Below are 553 nucleotides of genomic sequence, written 5' to 3' on the forward strand. Positions count from 1 at the left end.
TTTTCAACACATCGTACATAAAGTATTTTAACTCATTAATTGAACTCACCTCATCAAGGTCTATTTCACGCAATCCCTCATTTATCATTTTTTTTCTAATGGAAAAGAATTTATTTTCTATTTCCGATTTATATCTTACTGTGTCCATCTCTGATTTATTTATTCTTTTTCGAAAGTCTAGAATATCAGATACGCTTTCATTAACAGCTGAAATTTGTGTTTCGATAAATTCTATTTTTCTTCTTTTTGTTTCAATTTGTTGTTTTATATCTTTGTATGAGGTTATTAAAGCAAATAGGTTTTGGCTGCTTAATGTAATTAATAAAGAGCAGGTGAGGAAACTAAAAATAACAACAACAATACTCATGTATAATAATCTATCAAATCTCTTTCCCAGTTCGTACAACCTATCCACTATTCTTCTCACTTTCAAAGGCGATATAGATAGGTTATATCATGCCTTCATCTTTTGAACTAAACAATCTATATCAGATAACAGTTCTCTTCGCAGTTGTGTCCCTACTCTTTGGTGGCCCGTAGGCTCCTGAGCTGG

At 31.6% G+C, this 553-nt stretch carries 1 pseudogene; it reads right to left on the minus strand.

The annotated features are described in order from the left end of the window. Positions 1–367: pseudogene (locus ACJHW7_RS25310) on the minus strand (hypothetical protein); the annotation flags it as partial. Between the last annotated feature and the right edge of the window lie 186 nt (positions 368–553).

The organism is Escherichia sp. WS1152 (assembly GCF_046487665.1).
Lineage (GTDB): Bacteria > Pseudomonadota > Gammaproteobacteria > Enterobacterales > Enterobacteriaceae > Escherichia > Escherichia coli.